14 protein-coding genes and 1 pseudogene are annotated in these 18863 nt (G+C 67.5%); 6 read left to right on the forward strand and 9 right to left on the reverse strand.

The window, feature by feature from the left end; translation table 11 throughout:
• Positions 1-43 precede the first annotated feature (43 nt).
• Complete coding sequence (locus ACZ5R1_RS02715) at positions 44-1420, reverse strand: amino acid permease (protein WP_007161139.1); 1377 nt, start codon at positions 1418-1420, stop codon at positions 44-46.
• A 358-nt stretch (positions 1421-1778) separates the two neighbouring features.
• Between ACZ5R1_RS02715 and ACZ5R1_RS02720 the strand changes: the two genes are divergently transcribed.
• Positions 1779-4046, forward strand: a complete 2268-nt coding sequence (locus tag ACZ5R1_RS02720; RefSeq protein ID WP_027598826.1) for a YgiQ family radical SAM protein — start codon at positions 1779-1781, stop codon at positions 4044-4046.
• Between the two features lie 123 nt (positions 4047-4169).
• Positions 4170-4624, forward strand: a pseudogene (locus ACZ5R1_RS02725) (REP-associated tyrosine transposase).
• A gap of 93 nt (positions 4625-4717) precedes the next feature.
• On the opposite strand, the gene ACZ5R1_RS02730 reads toward ACZ5R1_RS02725, so the two are convergent.
• From ACZ5R1_RS02730 to urtA, 7 genes are all read right to left on the reverse strand, one after another.
• On the reverse strand, positions 4718-5572 hold the full coding sequence (locus ACZ5R1_RS02730; protein ID WP_042137373.1) for a shikimate dehydrogenase: 855 nt from the start codon (positions 5570-5572) through the stop codon (positions 4718-4720).
• A gap of 4 nt (positions 5573-5576) precedes the next feature.
• Complete coding sequence (aroQ, locus tag ACZ5R1_RS02735; protein ID WP_042137376.1) at positions 5577-6020, reverse strand: type II 3-dehydroquinate dehydratase; 444 nt, start codon at positions 6018-6020, stop codon at positions 5577-5579.
• A 146-nt stretch (positions 6021-6166) separates the two neighbouring features.
• Entirely contained in the window at positions 6167-6865 is a 699-nt protein-coding gene (urtE, locus tag ACZ5R1_RS02740) for an urea ABC transporter ATP-binding subunit UrtE (RefSeq protein WP_027601068.1), read from the reverse strand.
• A gap of 99 nt (positions 6866-6964) precedes the next feature.
• A complete protein-coding gene (gene urtD / locus ACZ5R1_RS02745) occupies positions 6965-7810 on the reverse strand; it encodes an urea ABC transporter ATP-binding protein UrtD (RefSeq protein WP_027601067.1) in 846 nt (281 codons plus the stop codon).
• Positions 7807-8886 carry an urea ABC transporter permease subunit UrtC gene (urtC, locus tag ACZ5R1_RS02750; protein ID WP_027598821.1) on the reverse strand — a complete coding sequence of 360 codons (1080 nt, stop codon included), beginning with the start codon at positions 8884-8886 and terminating at the stop codon, positions 7807-7809. The genes urtD and urtC overlap by 4 nt, the downstream gene beginning before the upstream one ends.
• Positions 8883-10451, reverse strand: coding sequence for an urea ABC transporter permease subunit UrtB (gene urtB / locus ACZ5R1_RS02755; protein ID WP_042137378.1), 1569 nt, complete (start codon positions 10449-10451; stop codon positions 8883-8885). Before urtB ends, urtC begins: the two co-directional genes overlap by 4 nt.
• A 423-nt stretch (positions 10452-10874) precedes the next feature.
• A complete protein-coding gene (gene urtA, locus ACZ5R1_RS02760) occupies positions 10875-12149 on the reverse strand; it encodes an urea ABC transporter substrate-binding protein (RefSeq protein WP_027601065.1) in 1275 nt (424 codons plus the stop codon).
• A gap of 343 nt (positions 12150-12492) precedes the next feature.
• On the opposite strand from urtA, the gene ACZ5R1_RS02765 reads away from it, so the two are divergent.
• From ACZ5R1_RS02765 to ACZ5R1_RS02775, 3 genes are read left to right on the forward strand one after another with little or no spacing between them, the layout of a single operon-like run.
• A complete protein-coding gene (locus ACZ5R1_RS02765) occupies positions 12493-13383 on the forward strand; it encodes an NAD(P)-dependent oxidoreductase (RefSeq protein WP_027598818.1) in 891 nt (296 codons plus the stop codon).
• A 2-nt stretch (positions 13384-13385) separates the two neighbouring features.
• Entirely contained in the window at positions 13386-14903 is a 1518-nt protein-coding gene (locus ACZ5R1_RS02770; RefSeq protein ID WP_152643573.1) for an aldehyde dehydrogenase family protein, read from the forward strand.
• 3 nt (positions 14904-14906) lie between these two features.
• On the forward strand, positions 14907-16061 hold the full coding sequence (locus ACZ5R1_RS02775; protein ID WP_042137382.1) for a M20 aminoacylase family protein: 1155 nt from the start codon (positions 14907-14909) through the stop codon (positions 16059-16061).
• Between the two features lie 222 nt (positions 16062-16283).
• On the opposite strand, the gene ACZ5R1_RS02780 is transcribed toward ACZ5R1_RS02775, so the two are convergent.
• Positions 16284-17186, reverse strand: a complete 903-nt coding sequence (locus tag ACZ5R1_RS02780; RefSeq protein ID WP_042137384.1) for a LysR family transcriptional regulator — start codon at positions 17184-17186, stop codon at positions 16284-16286.
• Between the two features lie 329 nt (positions 17187-17515).
• Between ACZ5R1_RS02780 and ACZ5R1_RS02785 the strand changes: the two genes are divergently transcribed.
• Positions 17516-18841 carry a DUF3100 domain-containing protein gene (locus tag ACZ5R1_RS02785; RefSeq protein WP_027598814.1) on the forward strand — a complete coding sequence of 442 codons (1326 nt, stop codon included), beginning with the start codon at positions 17516-17518 and terminating at the stop codon, positions 18839-18841.
• The last annotated feature ends 22 nt before the right edge of the window (positions 18842-18863 follow it).

Here is an 18863-nt window from a genome sequence, read left to right on the forward strand (position 1 = left end):
GGTGTTGGGCTTCGCTTGCGCTCAGCCCAACTACCCGTAGCGATCAGCCGCGGCGCAGCCGGTAGCAGAGGAACAGGAAGGCCAGCCAGACCGGGATGGCATAGACCGAGACGGCGATGCCGGGGATGCGCAGCATCAGCACCAGGATCATGCCGACGAAGGCCAGGCACAGCCAGTTGGCGAAGGGCGACCAGAAGGCCGGGAAGTGCGAGGTGCGCCCGGCCTGGCGCTGGGCGGCGCGGAATTTCAGGTGGGTCAGGCTGATCAGCGCCCAGGCGATCACCAGCGAGGCCACCACCAGCGACATCAGCAGCTCCAGGGCATTCTGCGGCAGCAGGTAGTTGACCACCACGCAGAGCAGGGTCACCGCCGAGGACACCGCGATACCCAGCAGCGGCACGCCACGGCGATTGGTGCGCAGCAGGGCGCGCGGGGCGTCGCCCTGTTCCGCCAGGCCGTAGAGCATGCGGCTGGTGCAGTAGACGCCGCTGTTGTAGACCGACAGCGCCGCGGTCAGCACCACGAAGTTGAGCAGGTGAGCGGCGGTGTCGCTGCCGAGCAGGGCGAAGGTCTGCACGAAGGGACTGCCGGCGTAGTCGTCACCGCCGGCGCCGATGCTGCGCACCAGTTCGTCCCAGGGATGCAGCGACAAAAGGATGGTCAGGGCGCCGACATAGAAGATCAGGATGCGCCAGACCACCTGGTTGATGGCCTTGGGGATCACGCTGCGCGGCTGGTCGGCTTCGGCGGCGGTGATGCCCACCAGTTCCAGGCCGCCGAAGGAAAACATGATGATCGCCAGCACGGCGAACAGACCGCTCCAGCCGTTGGGCAGGAAGCCGCCATGACTCCAGAGATTGCTCACCGAGGCCTCGGGACCGCCGCTGCCACTGACCAGCAGCCAGAGCCCGAAGGCCATCATGCCGAGGATGGCCACCACCTTGATCAGCGCGAACCAGAACTCGGTCTCGCCAAAGGCCTTCACGTTGAACAGGTTGATGGCGTTGACCAGCACGAAGAACACCAGGGCGCTGGCCCAGGTCGGCACCTCGGGCCACCAGTACTGCACGTACTTGCCCACCGCGGTGAGCTCCGACATGCCCACCAGCACATAGAGCACCCAGTAGTTCCAGCCGGAGAGAAAGCCCGGGAAGCGGCCCCAGTAGCGACTGGCGAAGTGGCTGAAGGAGCCGGCGACGGGTTCCTCGACGATCATCTCGCCGAGCTGGCGCATGATCAGGAAGGCGATGAAGCCGGCGATGGCGTAGCCGAGGATCATCGCCGGACCGGCGGATTTCAGCACCCCGGCCGAGCCGAGGAACAGACCGGTGCCGATGGCTCCGCCGAGGGCGATCAGCTGGATATGACGATTCTTCAGGCCGCGCTGCAACTGGCCGGCGGCGGGTTGGGGCTGGGACATGGACGGGGGCGTCTCGGTGGTGAAGGGGAGCGGGCGGCTATGGTAGCACTCCTGTCGAGTGAGGCCGCTGAGTGGGCTTTCCCTCACCCCCGCCCTCTCCCTGGGGGCGAGGGGGAAGAGCGTAGCGTGGCGGGGGTTGCCGGTGAGTCTCCCTGATGGCCCTCTCTCCCCAAGGGAAGGGGACAAATAGCTGCGCGGTGTGCTTTTGCCCCCTCTCCCCCGGGGAGAGGGTTGGGGTGAGGGCGGGTCCAGAGCCACCGTCGATAGCCAAAGGCAATCGATGTCCGGGGGCTGAACTGGTCATTTTTTGTGCTATTCTTCGCGCCCTCCTAAAAACCCCCCTTTCCCGGAAGCTGCCATGCAAGCCGCCACGCCGCTGTTCGACTATCCGAAATACTGGGCCGAGTGCTTTGGTCCTGCACCCTTCCTGCCCATGAGTCGGGCGGAGATGGAGCAACTCGGCTGGGACAGCTGCGACATCATCATCGTCACCGGGGACGCCTACGTCGATCATCCGTCCTTTGGCATGGCCATCATCGGCCGGCTGCTGGAGGCCCAGGGCTTCCGCGTGGGCATCATCGCCCAGCCGGACTGGCAGTCGAAGGACGACTTCATGAAGCTCGGCGAGCCGAATCTGTTCTTCGGGGTGGCCGCGGGTAACATGGACTCCATGATCAACCGCTACACCGCGGACAAGAAGGTCCGGTCCGACGATGCCTATACCCCGGGCAACGTCGCCGGCAAGCGACCGGATCGCGCCAGCCTGGTCTACAGCCAGCGCTGCAAGGAGGCCTACAGCCACGTGCCGATCGTGCTCGGCGGCATCGAGGCCTCGCTGCGCCGGATCGCCCACTACGACTACTGGCAGGACAAGGTCCGCCGCTCGATCCTGATGGACGCCACCGCCGACATCCTGCTCTATGGCAACGCCGAGCGGGCGGTGGTGGAGATCGCCCAGCGCCTGTCGCGTGGCGAGCGCGTCGAGTCCATCACCGATGTGCGCGGCACCGCCTTCATCCGTCGCGATACGCCCGAGGGCTGGTTCGAGGTCGACTCGACCCGCATCGACCGTCCCGGTCGCGTCGACAAGATCATCAATCCCTATGTGAACACCCAGGACACCGAGGCCTGCGCCATCGAGCAAGCCAAGGGTGAGGTTGAGGATCCCAACGAAGCCAAGGTGGTGCAGTTGCTGGAAAGCCCGCGCATGACCCGCGACAAGACGGTGATCCGCCTGCCGTCCTTCGAGAAGGTGCGCAACGACCCGGTGCTCTATGCCCACGCCAACCGGGTGCTTCACCTGGAAACCAACCCGGGCAACGCCCGGGCGCTGGTGCAGCGGCATGGCGACGTGGACGTCTGGTTCACGCCGCCGCCCATCCCCATGACCACCGAGGAAATGGACTACGTGTTCGGCATGCCCTATGCGCGCGTGCCGCACCCGGCCTATGGCAAGGAAAAGATCCCGGCCTACGAGATGATCCGTTTCTCGGTGAACATCATGCGTGGCTGCTTTGGTGGCTGCACCTTCTGCTCCATCACCGAGCACGAAGGCCGGATCATCCAGAATCGCTCCCATGACTCGATCATCCGTGAGATCGAGGAGATGCGCGACAAGGTACCGGGCTTTACCGGCGTGGTCTCGGACCTCGGCGGGCCGACCGCCAACATGTACCGCATCGCTTGCAAGGACCCGGAGATCGAGCGCCACTGCCGCAAGCCGTCGTGCGTGTTCCCCGGCATCTGCGAGAACCTCAACACCGATCACTCGTCCTTGATCGAGCTCTACCGCAAGGCGCGGGCACTGCCGGGGGTGAAGAAGATCCTGATCGCCTCGGGGCTGAGATACGACCTGGCTGTGGAATCGCCCGAGTACGTCAAGGAACTGGTCACCCACCATGTCGGCGGCTACCTGAAGATCGCGCCCGAGCACACCGAGCGCGGTCCGCTGGACAAGATGATGAAGCCCGGCATCGGCAGCTACGACCGCTTCAAGCAGATGTTCGAGAAGTACACCAAGGAGGCGGGCAAGGAGCAGTACCTGATCCCGTACTTCATCGCCGCGCATCCGGGTACCACGGACGAGGACATGATGAACCTCGCCCTCTGGCTCAAGCGCAACGGCTTCCGTGCGGACCAGGTGCAGGCCTTCTATCCCTCGCCGATGGCCACCGCCACGGCCATGTACCACTCGGGCAAGAATCCGCTGCGCAAGGTCACCTACAAGAGCGATGGCGTGACCATCGTCAAGAGCGACCAGCAGCGCCGCCTGCACAAGGCCTTCCTGCGTTACCACGATCCCAAGGGCTGGCCGATGCTGCGCGAGGCGCTCAAGGAGATGGGCCGTGCCGACCTGATCGGGCCGGGCAAGCACCAGCTGATCCCGGCCACCCAGCCGGTGGGCGACACCGGTTACCAGAGCGCGCGACGCAAGAATTCCACCCCGGTGGGCAGCAAGAAGGCCGGCACCGGCGCTGGGCGCATCCTGACCCAGCACAACGGCCTGCCGCCCCGCGCCAGCGACGGCAGCAAGGCCTGGGACAAGGGCCAGGAAGGCCAGGCCGCCGGCTACGCCAAGGGCGGTCCGCGCAAGAAGTCGCGGCGCCAGCCGAACATGCCGCGGTAGGGTTCTATCGCGGCCATGGGCCGCTCCTACAGAGAGCGATGCTTTTGTAGGAGCGGCCGCATCGGCGGACCGCCATGGCCGCGATTAAGATCTTGAATTGTCTTCATCACTCAAGGACGAGCGATGTCATCACGTCATGCGGCGCTACGCAGGGGCCGGGTTTCTCTGCCTGGCCAGCTGTATCTCCTTACCGCTACGACCGTGGAACGCCAGCCGCTTTTTTCCGATTTTCATCTGGCGTGTACGGCTGCCCGTACCTTTAGCGATCCTTGTCTGCTCAATGACGCCAGGCTGCTTGCCTGGGTGTTGATGCCGGATCACGTTCACTGGCTCATCGCACTTGGCGAACGTTTCAGCCTGGACGAGCTGGTGCTCCGTCTCAAATCAGCAAGCGCACGTCGGGTCAATGCGATCCGCAATACCAAAGGGGCTGTGTGAGCGTCGGCCTATCATGACCATGGTCTGAGAGCCGAAGAAGATGTCCAGGCGGTGGCCCGTACATCGTCGCCAATCCGGTAAGGGTGGGGTTGGTGAAGCGGGCGCGTGATTATCCGTTTTGGGATGCGGTGTGGTTGTAGATGGTTGCGCGGAAATTATCGCGGCCATGGGCCGCTCCTACGGGGCATATCGGAGCCTGTAGGAGCGGCCCATGGCCGCGATCAAACGTGCTATCAACCGCGCAATTCGGCGAAGTGGGCCTGCATGCGGTCGGCGTTGGCGCTGCGGCCGCTGAAGAGTTCGAAGGCCTTGACCGCCTGGAACACGGCCATGGTGCCGCCGTCCAGGGTGCGGCAGCCGAGGGCGCGGGCCTGGCGCAGCAGTTCGGTCTCCAGCGGGAAGTAGATGATCTCTGCGACCCACAGGCCGGGATGCAGCAACTCGGCCGGCAGTGGCATGCCGGGCAGCTTGGCCATGCCCACCGGCGAGGTGTTGACCAGGCCATCGGCGGCGGCTACCGCGGCGGCCCGGTCGGTGCCGACCGCGGCGCGCCCGGGGCCGAAGTGGCGGGTCAGGTTGTCCACCAGCGCCTGGGCGCGCTCGGCCTCGACGTCGAAGATGAACAGCTGGTCCACCCCCTCGGCGAGCAGGGCGTGGGCCACGGCGCTGCCGGCGCCGCCAGCGCCCAACTGCACTACCAGCCGCTTGGCCACGTCCGGCAGGCCGCGGCGAAAGCCTTCGGCGAAGCCCAGGCAGTCGGTGTTGTGGCCCACAGTGCGGCCGTCGGCCAGCACCACGGTGTTCACCGCGCCGATGCCGCGCGCCTCGGGGGAGAGGTCGTCGAGCAGCGGGATGATCGCCTGCTTGCAGGGAAAGGTGATGTTGAGACCGGTGAAGCCGGTGCGCTGGGCGGCCTGCAGCAGCTCGGGCAGGGCGTCGGCGGAGAGGCCGAGCACGTCCAGGTCGATCAGGCGGTAGAGGTATCTGAGGCCCTGGGCGTCGCCTTCGCGTTCGTGCATGGCGGGCGTCAGCGAAGCCTGGATGCCGGCGCCGATGAGGCCGGCGAGAATGGATTTGGGTGCGGTCATGGCGTTAGTTTCCCTGGTGGGCGATGAGGGCGCTGATGGCGGCGCGATACCCCTGGCTGCCGAGGCCGCAGATGACGCCGACGGCGATGCCCGAGACATAGGAATGGTGACGGAAGGCTTCGCGGCGATGCACGTTGGACAGGTGCACCTCGTAGACCGGCAACTCGCTGGCCACCAGGGCATCGCGGAGGGCCACCGAGGTGTGGGTCCAGGCGGCGGGATTGATCACCACCCCGGCATAGGCGCCGCGGGCCGCGTGGATCCAGTCGAGCAATTCGCCTTCGTGGTTGGTCTGGCGGAAATCCACCTCGTACCCCTCGGCGGCGGCGGTCTCGGCACACAGCCGGGCGACGTCGGCCAGGGTCTCGTGGCCGTAGGTGGCGGGTTCGCGGGTGCCGAGCAGGTTGAGGTTGGGTCCGTTGAGGACCAGGATGCGACGGGAGGACATGACAGCCTTCTCTCTTGGGGTCTTGCCGGGCAGGCGCTGCCCGGCGCTGGAGAGAAAATGTACCAGTCGGTTAATTTCGTCAATCGAGGCGAACGGGCGGGCGGCCGAGCAGGTCGCGGAAGCGTTCGATTATCGACCTTGGTGGCTCAGATCGCCACCAGTCCTCGTACCCCTTCGGCCTCCATGTCGGCGCCGCGACCGCGCTGGACGATCTCGCCACGGGACATCACCAGATAGCCGTCGGCCAGCTCGCTGGCGAAGTCGTAGAACTGCTCCACCAGCAGGATGGCCATGTCGCCACGCTTGGCGAGGTGGGCGATAACGGTGCCGATCTCCTTGATCACCGAGGGCTGGATGCCTTCGGTGGGTTCGTCGAGGATCAGCAGTCGCGGGCGGCTGGCCAGGGCGCGGCCGATGGCCAGTTGCTGCTGCTGGCCGCCGGAGAGGTCACCGCCGCGGCGCTGGCGCATTTGCCGCAGCACGGGGAAGAGTTCGTAGATGGACTCGGGCACCTCGCGGGCCTCGCGGGCGGGAAAGCGCGACAGGCCCATGAGCAGATTTTCCTCGACGGTGAGGCGCGGAAAGATCTCGCGGCCCTGGGGCACGTAGGCGATGCCGGATTGCACGCGCTGGTGCGGCTTGCGACTGGTGATGTCCTGGCCTTCCCAGGTGACGCTGCCGCGCTTGGCCGGGATCAGGCCCATGAGGCAGCGCAGCAGGGTGGTCTTGCCGACGCCGTTGCGGCCGAGCAGGCTGGTGACCTCGCCGATGGGGGCGTCGAAGGACAGGCCACGCAGGATGTGGCTGCCGCCGTAGTACTGATGGAGTTCGTTGACCTGGAGCATGGGGGCCTCGGGAAGGTTCTATCGCGGCCATGGGCCGCTCCTACGGATAGGGTGCCGCTCGTGGCCATGGCCGCGATGCGCATTCTCAAGTCTGGGGCGCTAGCGCCCCAGATACACCTCGATCACCTGTTCGTTGGCCTGGACCTGGTCCAGCGAGCCTTCGGCGAGGACGTGGCCCTGGTGCAGCACGGTGACGTGGTCGGCGATGCTGCCGACGAAGCCCATGTCGTGCTCCACCACCATCAGCGAGTGCCGGGGCACCAGCGACTTGAACAGCTCGGCGGTGAATTCGGTCTCGGCGTCGGTCATGCCGGCCACGGGTTCGTCGAGCAGCAGCAGTTGCGGCTCCTGCACCAGCAGCATGCCGATCTCGAGGAATTGCTTCTGGCCGTGGGAGAGCAGGCCAGCGGTGCGGCCGCGGGATTCCTGCAGGCGGATGGTGGTGAGCACCTCTTCCAAGCGGTCGCGCTGTTCGCCGGAGAGGCGCGCGCGCAGGCTGGCCCAGACCGACTTGTCGGTCCGTTGCGCCAGCTCGAGGTTTTCCCAGACGGTCAGGGCCTCGAACACCGTGGGCTTCTGGAATTTGCGCCCGATGCCGGCCTGGGCGATTTCCACCGGTTGCAGGCGGGTCAGGTCCAGGGTCTCGCCGAACCAGGCGCTGCCGCGGTCGGGGCGGGTCTTGCCGGTGATGACGTCCATCATGGTGGTCTTGCCGGCGCCGTTGGGGCCGATGATGCAGCGCAATTCGCCGACGCCGATGTAGAGGTTGAGGTCGCGCAGGGCCTTGAAGCCATCGAAGCTGACCTCGATGCCTTCCAGGCTGAGGATGGTGCCGTGGCGGGTATCCAGGCCCGTGCCGGCGCGATGGCCGAGACCGCTGGCTTCCGCGCCGATGCCGGCATCGAGCACTTCCGCGGCGGTGGGAGGTACGGGGGCGGCTTTCATGCGTCGCGCTCCTTCTTGATGAGGCCGATCACGCCACGCGGCAGATAGAGGGTGACGACGATGAACAGGGCGCCGAGAAAGAACAGCCAGTATTCCGGGAAGGCCACGGTGAACCAGCTCTTGGCACCGTTGACGATGCCGGCGCCGAGCACCGGGCCGATCAGGCTGCCGCGTCCGCCGAGGGCGACCCAGATGGCCGCTTCGATGGAGTTGGTGGGGGCCATCTCGCTGGGGTTGATGATGCCCACCTGGGGTACGTAGAGCGCCCCGGCCAGGCCGCAGAGCACCGCCGAGAGCACCCAGACGAACAGCTTGAAGCCGCGCGGATCGTAGCCGCAGAAGGTCACCCGGTTCTCGGCGTCGCGAATCGCCGTGAGGATGCGGCCGAACTTGCTCTGCGCCAGGCGCCAGCCCAGCCAGAGGCTGGCCACCAGCAGGGCCACGGTGAGCAGGAAGAGCACCGCCCGGGTGCCCTGGGCGGCGACCGGAAAGCCCAGCAGGGTGGTGAAGCCGGTGAAGCCGTTGTTGCCGCCGAAGCCGGTCTCGTTGCGAAAGAACAGCAGCATGCCGGCAAAGGTCAGCGCCTGGGTCATGATCGAGAAGTAGACGCCCTTGATCTTCGAACGGAAGGCGAAGAAGCCGAACGCCAGGGCCAGCAGACCGGGGGCCAGCACCGCCAGGCACAGCGCCCAGAGGAAGTGGTCGGTGCCGGCCCAGAACCAGGGATAGCGGGTCCAGGAGAGAAAGCTCATGAACGGCGGCAGACCGTCACCGGCGGCCTGGCGCATCAGGTACATGCCCATGGCGTAGCCGCCCAGGGCGAAAAACAGCCCGTGGCCGAGGGAGAGCATCCCGGCATACCCCCAGACCAGGTCCAGCGCCAGGGCGACGATGGCGTAGCAGAGGATCTTGCCCACCAGGGTGAGGGTGTAGGCCGAGACCTGGAAGGGGTTGTCGGCCGGCAGCAGGGACAAGAGCGGCAGGGCGATCAGCACGGCGAGGGCCAGGCCGAGCACGGCCAGGCTCAGGCGCGGGCCGACCTTCTGCACAGCGGTAAGCGCGAGTGGCTGGTTCAATCGATGACCCTCCCCTTGAGGGCGAACAGGCCCTGGGGCCGCTTCTGGATGAACAGGATGATCAGGCCGAGGATGAGGATCTTGCCCAGCACGGCGCCGATCTGGGGTTCGAGGATCTTGTTGACGATGCCCAGGCCGAAGGCCGCCAGCACGCTGCCGGCCAGTTGGCCGACGCCGCCGAGCACCACCACCAGGAAGGAGTCGATGATGTAGCTCTGGCCAAGGTCCGGACCGACGTTGCCGATCTGCGACAGAGCCACGCCGCCGAGGCCGGCGATGCCGGAACCGAGGCCGAAGGCGAGCATGTCGATGCGACCCGTCGGTACCCCGCAGCAGGCGGCCATGTTGCGATTCTGGGTCACGGCGCGCACGTTGAGGCCCAGGCGGGTCTTGTTCAGCAGGGTCCAGGTGAGGATCAGCACGAAGACCACGAAGCCGAGGATGATCACCCGGTTCCACGGCAGGAGCAGGTTGGGCAGCACCTGGATGCCGCCGGACAGCCAGGCCGGGTTGGCCACCTCGACGTTCTGGGCGCCAAACAGCACCCGCACCGCCTGGATCAGCATCAGGCTGATGCCCCAGGTCGCCAGCAGGGTCTCCAGCGGTCGGCCATAGAGATGGCGGATCACGGTGCGCTCCAGCGCCATGCCGATGGCGGCGGTGACGGCGAAGGCCACCGGCAGCGCCAGCAGCGGGTACCAGGCCAGCCATTCGGGCGCCAGGCGTTGCAGGGTCAGCTGCACCACATAGGTGCTGTAGGCGCCGAGCATCAGCATCTCGCCGTGGGCCATGTTGATGACGCCGAGCAGGCCATAGGTGATGGCCAGACCCAGAGCGGCCAGCAGCAGGATGGAGCCGAGCGACAACCCGGTGAAGGCCTGGCCGAGCAGGTCGCCCAGCAGCAGCTTGCGGTCCACCTGGGCAAGGCCGGTGGCAGCGGCCTTGCGGACGTCTTCGTTGGCTTCCACGGCCGGATCGAGCAGGGCCTGCAGGCGGGTCTTGGCCTGGGGCTCACCGGATTCGCCGAGCAGCCGCACCGCGGCCAGGCGCACGGCGGGATCGGGGTCGGTCAGCTGCAGATTGGCCAGGGCGGCGGCAAGGGCGCCTTTGACGTCCTTGTCGGCTTCGTTCTGCAGGCGCTTTTCCAGGAAGGCACGCTGCTCGGGCTTGGCCTCCTGGCGCAGGGCCTGGGCGGCGGCCAGGCGCACGCTGGCATCGGGCGACAGCAGCCCGCCGCTGGCCTGGGCGGCGCCGATGAGGATGCGCAGACGGTTGTTCAGGCGTACCGGCTTGGGTGTGCCGGTGGGAGGGGTGGCGTCGCCTTCGGCGGCGCTGTAGCTGTCGCCGGTCTTGTAGAAGGGCCGCTTGTCTTCATCGACATAGAAGCGGCCGTCCTGCAGTGCCTGGAGCACCGGGAGCTGGGCGGGATCGGGCGCGGCGGCCCAGTCCTGGAGGAGTTTGGCCTGGTCGTTGGCGCTGGCGGCGGCCAGGTCGGCGGCGGGGCCGGCCTGGGCGGTGCCCATGAGCAGCAACAGCAGGGGCAGTAGAAAAAGGCGTAGGGACATACTCGGCCTCGTGGGTGGGTAAAGGCTCCTGCCCGGCGTCTCCCGGGAGAGGGCGGGCGTGGCCTCGTTTCTGGTGCCGGCGTCCGGCGGTCTGGCCGGGTGCGCTGGCGGGCCCTCACCCCGGCCCTCTCCCAGGGGGAGAGGGGGCGGAGCGGAGCGTTGGTGGTGCGGGCGCTTCCGGTTCTGGCGGGAAGCGCCTTGGTCCTCTCCCTAGAAGAGCGGGGGAAGAGCTGTTGGCCTTGGAGCGCCTTTTGCCTTTACCCCGGCCCTCTGCTAAAGAGAGGGGAAGAACTGTTGGCTTCGGTGCGCCTGTTGCCCTCACCCCAACCCTCTCCCGGGGGGAGAGGGGGCAAGAGCGAGGTGCCACCTTGCAGGCTTCGCTCCCCTACCCTCGGAGTGAGGGGCCGGGAGTGAGGCGGGCCGTTACTGGCCGCTCTTCACCGGTTCGTCGGATTTCTTGTCGTTGCCGGGGATGTAGGGGCTCCAGGGCTGGGCGCGGACCGGGCCCTCGGTCTGCCAGACGACGTTGAACTGGCCGTCGTCCTGGACCTCGCCGATCATCACCGGCTTGTGCAGGTGATGGTTCTTCTCGTCCATCTTCACGGTGTAGCCGTCCGGCGCGGCGAAGGTCTGGCCGGCCATGGCCTTGCGCACCTTGTCGACGTCGGTGCTGCCGGCCTTTTCCACCGCCTGGGCCCACATGTGGATGCCGATGTAGGTGGCTTCCATGGGGTCGTTGGTCACGGCGGTCTGGTAGTTGGGCAGGTTCTTGGCCTTGGCGTAGGCCTTCCAGGCCTCGACGAACTTCTTGTTCACCGGGTTATCCAGCGACTCGAAGTAGTTCCAGGCGGCCAGCTGGCCCACCAGCGGCTTGGTGTCGATGCCGCGCAGTTCTTCCTCGCCCACCGAGAAGGCCACCACCGGCACGTCGGTGGCCTTCAGGCCCTGGTTGCCCAGTTCCTTGTAGAAGGGCACGTTGGAGTCGCCGTTGATGGTGGAGACCACCGCGGTCTTGCCGCCGGCGGAGAATTTCTTGATGTTGGCGACGATGGTCTGGTAATCGCTGTGGCCGAAGGGGGTGTAGACCTCTTCGATGTCCTTGTCCTGCACGCCCTTGCTGTGCAGGAAGGAGCGCAGAATCTTGTTGGTGGTGCGCGGATAGACGTAGTCGGTGCCCAGCAGGAAGAAGCGCTTGGCGGCCCCGCCTTCTTCGCTCATCAGGTATTCCACTGCCGGGATGGCCTGCTGGTTCGGCGCCGCGCCGGTGTAGAAGACGTTGGGCGACATCTCTTCGCCTTCGTACTGCACCGGGTAGAACAGCAGGCCGTTGAGTTCTTCATAGACCGGCAGGACCGATTTGCGCGAGACCGAGGTCCAGCAGCCGAAGGTGACCGCGACCTTGTCCTGGGTCACCAGCTGGCGCGCCTTCTCGGCGAACAGCGGCCAGTTGGAGGCCGGATCCACTACCACCGGTTCCAGCTTCTTGCCCAGTACCCCGCCCTTGGCGTTGATCTCGTCGATGGTCATCAGCGCCATGTCCTTGAGCGAGGTCTCGGAGATGGCCATGGTGCCGGACAGCGAATGCAGGATACCGACCTTGATGGTGTCCGCGGCGTGGGCGGCACTCCAGGGAAACAGACCGCTCATGAGCAGAGCGGACGCGGCAAGGGTGGTCTTCAGTAGTGGGCGGCGCTTCATGCGAAAGGCTCCTAAGCGAACGTGCGCTGTTGTTGGGCTGGACTGCTGGCCAGCCAGGGCGCCTTTTCAGGAACTGTGCCAGGCGTCGGCGAGACGCATAGGGACTGGCGCCTCGGCCTCGGCGGTGACTTCGCGGTCGGTCGCCCTGCACCGGTCTGGGGCTGGGCAGTGCCCTTGAATCGCGCCTTTGCACGATGCTGGTGCCTCTGGCTCGCGTTGCCTTTTGCGCAACATGAAAGTCCGAATGCCGTATTGGTGGTGATGCCTGGGGCCTCCCATACTCGATCGCCAAGGGGCCGGCCACCGGGTCGGTCACCGCCAATTCGAAGCAGAGGAACAAGGCATGGGCAGGCAGGTCGGGGTCATCGGACTCGGCAACATGGGCGGCAACATGGCGATCACCCTGGCGCGCAAGGGCGTGACCGTCACCGGACTGGATCCTTCCAGCGCCGCCTGCGAGCGGGTCGCCGCCCAGGGCGTGGCCATCGCCGGCGACCTGGCGGCCCTGGCCGCCAGCAGCGACGTCATCGTGCTGTCGCTGCCCAAGGCCGAGCATGTCGAGGCCGTGTGCCTGGGCGAGGCGGGTCTGGTCAGCCGCGTGCGACCGGGCACCGTGGTGGTCGACACCACCACCTCCACCCCGGAGACCAGTCGCCGGGTGGCGGCGGCCTTCGCCGAGGTCGGCGCCGACTTCCTCGATGCCCCGGTTTCCGGCGGCCCCGCCGGTGCCGCGGCCGGCACCATGACCATGGTGATCGGCGGCAGCGAGGCGGCCCTGGCCAAGGCGCTGCCGGCGCTGGAAGCCATGAGCGCGACCCGGGTGCATATCGGCGCCGTGGGTGCCGGCAACATCGCCAAGATCGCCAACAACCTCCTGGCCGCGGCGCACCTGATCACCACCGCAGAAGCCGTCACCATGGCCGCCCGTGCCGGCGTCGCCCCGGAAAAGCTGCTCGAAGGCATCAATGCCGGTTCCGGGCGCAGCGCCGCCAGCCAGGGCATGTTCCCCACCTGGGTGCTGAACAAGGCCTACGACTCCGGCTTCACCATGGGCCTGATGCGCAAGGACGTGGGCCTGGCCCAGCAGCTCATCGCCGAACTCGGCCTCGACCTGCCACTGGCCGCGGCTACGGCCCAGGCCTGGAAGGCCAGCGCCGAGACCCTGGCCGATGGCGAGGATTTCTGCGCCATCGCACGACGTACCAGCGAAGACCTGTTCGGCAAGGGGGAATGATCATGATGGACTCCAAGACACTGGAATTGCTCAAGCCCTTCTGGGGCGACCGCCAGCAGGTCGCCAGCTTTGTGGACGGCACCTTCGTCGACGGCAGCGGCGAGCGGATCACCGTGCGCAACGCCCATGACGACAGCCCCGCCTACAGCTACCCCGACGCCGACCTGGCCGTGGTCGAGCGCGCCGATACCGCCGCCCGCCGGGCGCGCGAGGAATGGCGCGCCCTGACCGCCCAGGCGCGCGGGCGCATCATCTACCGGGTCGGCGCCCTGATCCGCGAGGAAGCCGAGGTTTTGGCGCAACTGGAATCCCAGACCGCCAACAAGCCGATCCGTGATGCCCGCGTCGAGGTGCTCAAGGTCGCCGAGATGTTCGAGTACTACGCCGGCTGGGCCGACAAGCTGCACGGCGAAGTCATCCCGGTGCCCACCAGTCATCTCAACTACGTGACCTACGAACCCCTGGGCACGGTGCTGCAGATCACCCCCTGGAACGCGCCCATCTTCACCGGCGGCTGGCAGATCGCCCCGGCCATCACCGCCGGCAACGCGGTGATCCTCAAGCCGTCCGAGCTGACCCCGGTGACCTCGCTGCTGCTCGGCGTGCTGGTGGAACGCGCCGGCGCGCCCAAGGGCCTGGTCAACGTGCTCGCCGGCCAGGGTCATACCGTGGGCCAGCAGGTGATCGCCCATGCCGACATCCGCAAGGTGGTCTTCGTCGGCTCGCCGGCCACCGGCCGGCACATCGCCGCCGCCGCGGCCCAGCGCTGCATCCCGGTGGTGCTGGAGCTCGGCGGCAAGTCGGCCAACATCGTCTTCGAAGACGCCGACCTGGACCTGGCCGTGCGCGGCGCCCAGGCGGCGATCTTTTCCGGCGCCGGCCAGAGTTGCGTCTCGGGTTCGCGGCTGCTGGTGCAGGAATCCATCTACGAGCGCTTCATCCAGGCGGTGGCCCGCGCCGCCAGCCAGTTCAAGGTGGGTGACCCGAGCGATCCCGAGACCCAGATCGGTCCGATCCACAACGCCAAGCAATTCGCCCATGTGCGCACCATGGTGGAAGGCGCCCTGGGCGAGGGCGCGCGGCATGTCGCCAATGGCGTCGAGCCGCTGCCCGCCGGGACCGGCTACTACGTCAATCCCACGGTACTGGCCGGCCACAATGGCCTGAGCTGCGCCCAGGAAGAGATCTTCGGGCCGGTGGTGGTGGCCATTCCCTTCAAGGACGAGGCCGACGCCATCCGCATCGCCAACGACAGTCGCTTCGGCCTGGCCGGCGCGGTCTGGACCCGTGACGTCGGGCGCGCCCACCGGGTGGCCCGTGGCGTGCGCGCCGGCACCTTCTGGGTCAACGGCTACAAGACCATCCACGTCAGCTCGCCCTTCGGCGGCTATGGCGAGAGCGGCTACGGTCGCTCCTCCGGCCTCGACGCCCTGCGCGAATACAGCGAGGTGAAGAGCGTCTGGGTGGAAACCGCCGCCGTTCCCGCCGCCGGCTTCGGCTACGGCGCCAGCCTGGAGTAGCCCATGACCATTCACCAAGCGCTGCTGGACGACGCCCGCAGCTGGCGTCGCGATTTCCACGCCCATCCCGAACTGGGTTTCGCCGAGCACCGCACCGCGGCGCGGGTCGCCGAATTGCTGGAGGGCTTCGGCCTGGAGGTCCATCGTGGCCTCGGCGGCACCGGCGTGGTCGGGGTGTTGCGCCAGGGCGAGGGCCCGAGCCTGGGGCTGCGCGCCGACATGGACGCCCTGCCGATGCAGGAGGTGGGGGACGTCCCCCATCGTTCCACCGCCGCCGGGCGCATGCATGCCTGCGGCCATGACGGCCACACCGCCATCCTGCTGGCCACCGCGCGCCACCTGAGCGAAAACCGCGATTTCCGCGGCACCCTCTACTTCGTCTTCCAACCCGCCGAAGAGAATCTCGGCGGCGCCCAGAAGATGATCGAGGACGGCCTGTTCGAAAGGTTTCCGATGGACGCCATCTACGGCCTGCACAACTGGCCGGGGCTGCCGGCCGGCCAGGTGGTGGTCAATCCGGGTGCCATGATGGCTTCGCTGGACACCTTCGCCATCACCCTGACTGGCAAGGGCTGCCACGCGGCCATGCCCGAGCGCGGCCGCGATCCCATCGTCGCCGCGGCGGACCTGATCCTGCAGCTGCAGACCATCGTCGCCCGACGGATCTCGCCACTGGCGTCGGCGGTGGTCAGCGTGACCATGATGGAAGCGGGGGAGGCGATCAACGTCATCCCCGAGGTGGCGCGACTCCGGGGCACGGTGCGTTGCCTGGACGGCGCGGTGCGCGCCGAGGTGGAGCGGCTGATCGGCGAGATCGTCGCCCAGGCGCCGCTGGCCCAGGGCGTGCGCGGCGAACTGGAATTCACCCGCGGCTATCCCGTGACCCAGAACCATCCGGCCCAGGCCGCGCGGGTGCGTGAGGCGGCGGTAAGGGCCTTTGGTGCCGAGCGGGTCAGCGACGGCGTACCGCCATCCATGGCCTCCGAGGACTTCGCCTTTATGCTGGCGGCGCGTCCCGGCGCCTATCTCTGGCTGGGGGTCGACGGCGCCCAGCCCTCGGCGCCGCTGCACAACCCGGCCTATGACTTCAACGACGCCATCATCGAACCGGCCGTACGGTTGTGGGCCGAGCTGGTGCGCCAGGAACTGCCCGCCTGAGACGCCTTAGCGTCTGCTCAAAGGCTTGCGAGCTAGAGTCAAGCAAGGCGCAACGACCAACGGGAGTAACAGCCGAAGGCTGGCCCGGAGGGTGAGCGCTAGCGAATCAAAGGCCTGAGGAAGCGGAGTTTACTCATGGTAAATGAGCATTCCGGCCGGGCTGGCGACCCAGGGCCTTTTCAACGCAGTTTGGCCGACGCGCAGCTGGCTTTGGGCAGGCGCTCAGCGAAAGGCGGTCATCTGTTGCACCAGGCTGGTCCGCAACTCGTCCGCGGCGCGGCTGAGCTTGCGGCCCAGGCGGGTGACCAGCTCGACGTGGGCACGGGCGAAGCCGGGATCGGCCAGGGGCAGGGCGCGCAAGGCGCCGCTGTCCAGTTCCTGGGTCGCGGCGAACAGCGGCAGGAGGGTGACGCCGCCCTGCTGGGCATAGTGCTTGAGCAGGGCGAAGGTGTTGCAGGTCAGGGTCGGCGCCAGGCGCTGGCCGGCGGCCTGCTCCACAGCGTCGAGCATCTGGCGGATGCCGTAGGAGATGTCCGGCAGCGCCAGGCGATGCTGGCCCAGCTCCGTCAGGGTCACGGGGCCCTGGGTCGCGGCCAGCGGATGCTCCGGCGCCACCATGGCATAGAGCGGCTGCCCGCGGCTGCCATGCACCCGCAGGTGCGGATCGCGCGGCGGATTGAACACCAGCCCCAGTTGCGCCTCGTCTTCCATCACCTGGCGAATCACCTCGTTGGTGCCCACCACGTTGACCCTGACCTCGATCTCCGGATGCCGCGCGGAAAAGTCGCCCAGGCTGCGCGACAGGTCGCCGATGAAGCCTTCGCCGATGGCCAGCACCACGCGACCGGTGCGCAGCCCCTGCAGATCGGCGATGGCGTCTCTCAGCCCGTCGAGCTGGGTCTGACGCTGGCGGAAGTAATCCAGTACCAGGCGCCCGGCCTCGGTCGGGGTGATGCCGCGGCGGTGGCGCTCGATCAGGTCGACGCCCAGTTCCGCCTCGACCTGGGCGATCTGCCGGCTGACTGCGGACGGGGCGATATCCAGGGCGTCGGCGGCGGCGCGCACGCTGCCCAGCCGCACCGCCTCGACGAAATAGTGCAAGCGTTGTTCGTGAATTCCACGCATCCGTGTGTTCTCGTAAAGGCAACGGAAAAGGCCATTTCCAGTATTGGAGAGAGAACAGGGCGCTGTCCATACTCGGGCCAAGACCACGGCCGCCCCGGCCTGGCCGAGGCCCGCGACGCAGAGCCCCGGAACGGCGCAGAACCCCGCGCGAGACCCTGTCCGCGGCGGGCTTCCAGCCTCCGGTACGCCAGCCGTGCGACCTCGACCAGACCTCCAGAACGACCGGGTCGCGCTCCCTCGCGGAGCCCTTTTCTGCCCAGCGGGCTTCGCCGCTCGCGACTGCCAACCATACCAACAACCGAGCCCGCGAGCGGGCCGCAGGGGGAAGAATGAGCGCCAATCCGACGCTGGCCGTGGGCCAGGACCGAGCTGTCAGCGATACCGTGAAACTCTATTTCTGGGCGGCGCTGGTGCTGCTGATCGCCGAGCTGATCGGCTCGGTCAGCATCCCGCTGGGCCCGGGCAAGGTGGTGCTGTTGCCGATGATCTGGGCGCTGCTGCTGGGCGCCGCCATTGGCCTGGCCAGCACGCGACTGCCGCAGGGCCTGAGCGTCAGCCGTAGCGCCCAGGTGCGCTCGGCGGCCATCCTGCAGTACGCCTTGCTGATCTTCATCGCCAAGCTCGGCCTGGTGGTGGGCGGTTCCCTGCCCACGGTGATCGCCGCCGGCTGGGCGCTGGCCTTCCAGGAGCTGGGCCATTTCGTCGGCACCATCCTGCTCGGCCTGCCCGTGGCGCTGCTGCTGGGCATCAAGCGCGAGGCCATCGGCGCCACCTTCTCCGTGGGGCGCGAACCGAGCCTGGCGATCATCGGCGAACGCTACGGCATGGACTCCCCGGAAGGCCGCGGCGTGCTCGCCGAGTACCTCACCGGCACCCTGATCGGCGCGGTGTTCATGGCCATCGTCGCCGGCTTCATCGCCAGCCTCAACATCTTCCACCCCTATTCGCTGGCCATGGGCGCCGGCATCGGCTCGGGCAGCATCATGGCCGCCGCGGCCGGTGCGGTGGCGGCCCAGCAGACCCCCGAGGTGGCCAAGGAGGTCATGGCGCTGGCCGCCGCGGCCAACCTCATCACCACCACCCTGGGTACCTATTTCACCCTGTTCATCTCCCTGCCGCTGGCGGTCTGGGGCTATCGGGTGCTGGAGCCGCGCATCGGCCGGACGACCAAGGCCTCCTTCGCCCAGAGCGCGGTAGACCAGACGGTGGTGGACGAGCCGGTGGAGCTGGGCTGGTCGGGACGCCTGAGTGCCTGGTTCGCCGCGGCCGGCCTGGCCCTGCTGGGTACCTTCGTGGCGACCAAGACGCTGCCGGCTGCCGCCCTCATCGCGGTGGCGCTGATGATCGGTGCGGCCGTCGTCGGCGAGCTGCTCTGCCAGCTGTTCCGCCGCAAGGTGCCGGCGGTGTGCTGGGTGTCGCTGGTGGCCATGTTCCTCACCTCGCCCTGGTGCCCGCTGGCACCGCAGATCACCGCCGCCGCCAACAGCGTCGGCGTGTTGGCGGTGATCACGCCCATGCTGGCCTTCGCCGGCCTGTCCATCGCCAAGGACATCCCGGCCTTTCGCCGGCTGGGCTGGCGCATCGTGGTGGTCTCCCTGACCGCCGGCTTCGGCACCTTCATCGGCGCCGTGTTCATCGCCGAACTCTTCCACTGATCCGCCCCGCACGCACCGGGTC

Source organism: Pseudomonas sp. Pso3, from assembly GCF_055393275.1.